Source organism: Micromonospora sp. NPDC049580, assembly GCF_040675595.1.
Classification (GTDB): Bacteria; Actinomycetota; Actinomycetes; order Mycobacteriales; family Micromonosporaceae; genus Micromonospora.
This window is the reverse complement of record NZ_JBFAPG010000623.1, coordinates 1-3,020: the sequence shown is the minus strand read 5'-3', so window position 1 is coordinate 3,020 and position 3,020 is coordinate 1. Positions and strand designations below refer to the sequence as shown.

Genomic DNA, 3,020 nt, shown 5'->3' with positions numbered 1-3,020 from the left:
CGCCCGACCGGGCGGCCCCTCGCGTCGAGCGGCTCAGACGCGGGTCGTTCGGCGGTCGCGCCGCCACACCTGGCGGAGCCGGTCGACGAAGAAGTCCCGGTTCACCCAGTAGAACTCCAGCCAGATGTTGTCCGGGTCGCGCAGCCAGATCTGTGACCCCGCCTCGTGCTTGGAGGTGGTGATGCCGGAGTGCGCGACGCCGACGGCGTCCAGGTGGACCACCCACTCGTCCAGGTCGGCGCGCTCCGGCACGTGGTAGGCCAGATGGTGCAGCCCCGGGCGCCGCTCGTCGAAGCGGTCGGTGCCACCGTCGGGCGGGTCCACGAGGCAGCCCAGCACCACCGACGCGAACGACGCCGTGTGCAGCAGGGTACGGAAGCGGAAGCCGGACTCGGGTGGCGTGACGTCGTTGACCACCACCATCTCGAACACCGAGCAGTAGAACGCGGTGCTGCCTTCCAGGTCGACGACGGTGAGGTTGATGTGGTTGCGACCGTCCAGGCGTGGCATCGCCGGTCTCCTCAGGCCGTCCGGCCGGCCGCCGCGACGGCCGGTCTGCCCAGGGGCTGGCCGCCGTCGGGCGCGGGCACCGCCGGCACGGCCTCCAGGACCGACATCGACGAGGTCGGCGTGATCCGCGACAGCCGGAACCCGGCGTCGTCGAGCAGCGCGCGGAACTCCGGCTCGGTCCGGGTCCGCCCGCCGAACAGCGCGAGCGCCTTGACGTCCATCACCTTGCCGGTGTCGTCGTGGTTGCCGTAGCGGCTCACCGACTCGACGATGACCAGTCGACTGTCGGGCCGGGCGGCGGCGCGGACGTTGCGCAGGATCGCGGCGGCCTGCTCGTCCGGCCAGTCGTGGATGATCGTCTTGAGCAGGTACACGTCGGCGCCCTCGGGCAGCGGGTCGAAGAAGCTGCCGCCGCGGACCTCGCACCGGTCGGCGACATCCGCGCGGGCCAGCACGTCTGGCGCCTCGGTCACCACGTGCGGCAGGTCGAGCAGGATCGCGCGCAGCTCGCGGTGGCGGGCGAGCAGGCCGGCGACGAAGGTGCCGTGCCCGCTGCCCACGTCCACCAACGTCCGGGCCGTGCCCAGATCCAGCGCCGGCGCCACGGTGCGCAGCACGAACGGGTTGACGCTCTCGGCCGACCGCTCGAACCGGACGCACTCGTGCCGGTGGTCGGCGAAGTGGTCGTAGTAGCGCGTGCCGCCGTGCACGTGCCCGAACGCGGTCTCGCCGGTACGCAGGCTGTGCGTCAGCCGCGCCCACGAGTAGATGTCCGGCGGCATGAGGGGGAAGCACTCGCGGACCGAGAAGGGGTGGTCGCTGCGCAGCGGTTCGGCCAGTGGGGTGAGCCCGAAGACCTCGGGCGTGACCTCGGTGAAGATGCCCCGCCCGGCCAGCGCGCGCAGGCCACGGGTCAACGCGCCGGGGTCGGCGCCGACGCGCCGGGCCAGCACGTCCACCGGCAACGGACCCTCGATGAGCTGGTCGGCGACCGCGAGGTCACACATGACCCGGATGGTGAACGGAACGATGTAGTCGGCCAGTTCGGTGAGGCGGGTGACCGACGCGAGGTCGATGCGAGGCGTCACGGACATGTCCGTACGGTATCCGGTCGAGCGTTGCGATACCAGATAGCATACGAGACACTTGATACGTGCATCTCAACCTGTTCACCCAGTGCTCGCCGTCACCGCAGTTCAAGGGGTTCTGGCGACATCCCGCCGACCGAAGCGCCACCGGCTACCGCGATCTCGGCTACTGGGTCGAGCTGGGTCGCCGCCTGGAGGCCGCCTGCCTGGACGCGCTCTTCTTCGCCGACGTGCACGGCACCTACGACGTCTACCAGGGCTCCTGGCGGGCCGCCGTGCGGCACGCCGTGCAGATCCCGTCGATCGACCCGCTGCTCGTGCTGCCGGCGATCGCGGCCACCACCTCCCGGCTGGGCCTCGCCGTCACCTACTCGACGACCTACCACGCCCCGTACGAGTGCGCCCGGGTGTTCAGCTCGCTGGACCACCTCACCGGCGGACGGGTCGCCTGGAACATCGTCACCTCGTATCTGCGGTCCGCGTCGGCGAACGGGCTCGGCTCGTACCTGGACCACGACGAGCGCTACGACCGGGCCGACGAGTACGTCGAGGTGGCCCGGCGGCTGTGGGAGGAGAGCTGGGACGACGACGCGGTCCGGCGCGACGTCGCCGCGAACGTCTTCACCGACCCGGACCGGGTACGCGAGATCGGCCACGAGGGGCGCTGGTTCTCCGTGCGGGGCCCGCACCAGTGCGAGCCGTCGCCACAGCGCACCCCCGTGCTCTACCAGGCCGGGGCGTCCGGACGGGGGATGACCTTCGCGGCCCGGCACGCCGAGGTGGTCTTCCTGACCATGGCGGACCCGGCCAGCGGCGCGTCGCAGGTGGCCCGGCTGCGCGCCGAGGTGGCCGCACACGGGCGCGACCCGCGCTCGGTGAAGGCGTTGCAGGGCAGCATGGTGATGGTCGCCCCGACCCGGGCGGAGGCCCGCCGACGTGCCGAGGAGTACGTGGCGCTGTGGAGCGGCGAGGGCCAGCTCGCCAAGTGGTGCGGCTGGATGGACGTGGACCTCGCGGCGTACCCGGACGAGACGCCGGTGGCGGAGATCGCCGGGCAGGGCAGCCAGAGCTTCGTGGGTTTCCTGCGCCGGCTCGGACCCGAGCGCACCTGGACGGTCGGCGACGTGCGCTACCTGGTGGCGACCGCCCGCCGGCCCCGCACCGGAGCGCCGGTGACCCTCTTCGGCACGGTCGAGCAGGTCGCCGACCGGATGGAGGAGTGGTGCGCGGTGGCCGACGTGGACGGTTTCAACCTGATCCCCTGCCCGACGACCCAGGGCATCGACGACATCTGCGACCTGCTCGTGCCGGAGTTGCAGCGCCGTGGCCTGTTCCGCACCGCGTACGACCCGGCGGAGCGGACGCTGCGGGAGCGCTACTTCGGCGCCGGCGCGTCCGGGCCGGCCCGGGTGCCGGCCCGGG

General features: G+C 72.3%; 3 protein-coding genes. 1 reads left to right on the top strand and 2 read right to left on the bottom strand.

Going from position 1 to position 3,020, the window contains the following annotated elements:
- Window positions 1–33: 33 nt before the first annotated feature.
- Together AB0J68_RS30100 and AB0J68_RS30095 are read right to left on the bottom strand one after the other, a co-directional pair.
- The gene (locus tag AB0J68_RS30100; protein WP_363942018.1) at window positions 34–510 is read right to left on the bottom strand and encodes a VOC family protein; all 477 of its coding nucleotides are present in this window, start codon (window positions 508–510) and stop codon (window positions 34–36) included.
- Window positions 511–521: 11 nt separating this feature from the next.
- The gene (locus AB0J68_RS30095) at window positions 522–1,604 is read right to left on the bottom strand and encodes a methyltransferase (RefSeq protein WP_354855225.1); all 1,083 of its coding nucleotides are present in this window, start codon (window positions 1,602–1,604) and stop codon (window positions 522–524) included.
- Window positions 1,605–1,663: 59 nt separating this feature from the next.
- On the opposite strand from AB0J68_RS30095, the gene AB0J68_RS30090 reads away from it, so the two are divergent.
- The coding region (locus AB0J68_RS30090) for an LLM class flavin-dependent oxidoreductase (protein WP_363942014.1) at window positions 1,664–3,020 on the top strand (1,357 nt) is incomplete at its 3' end.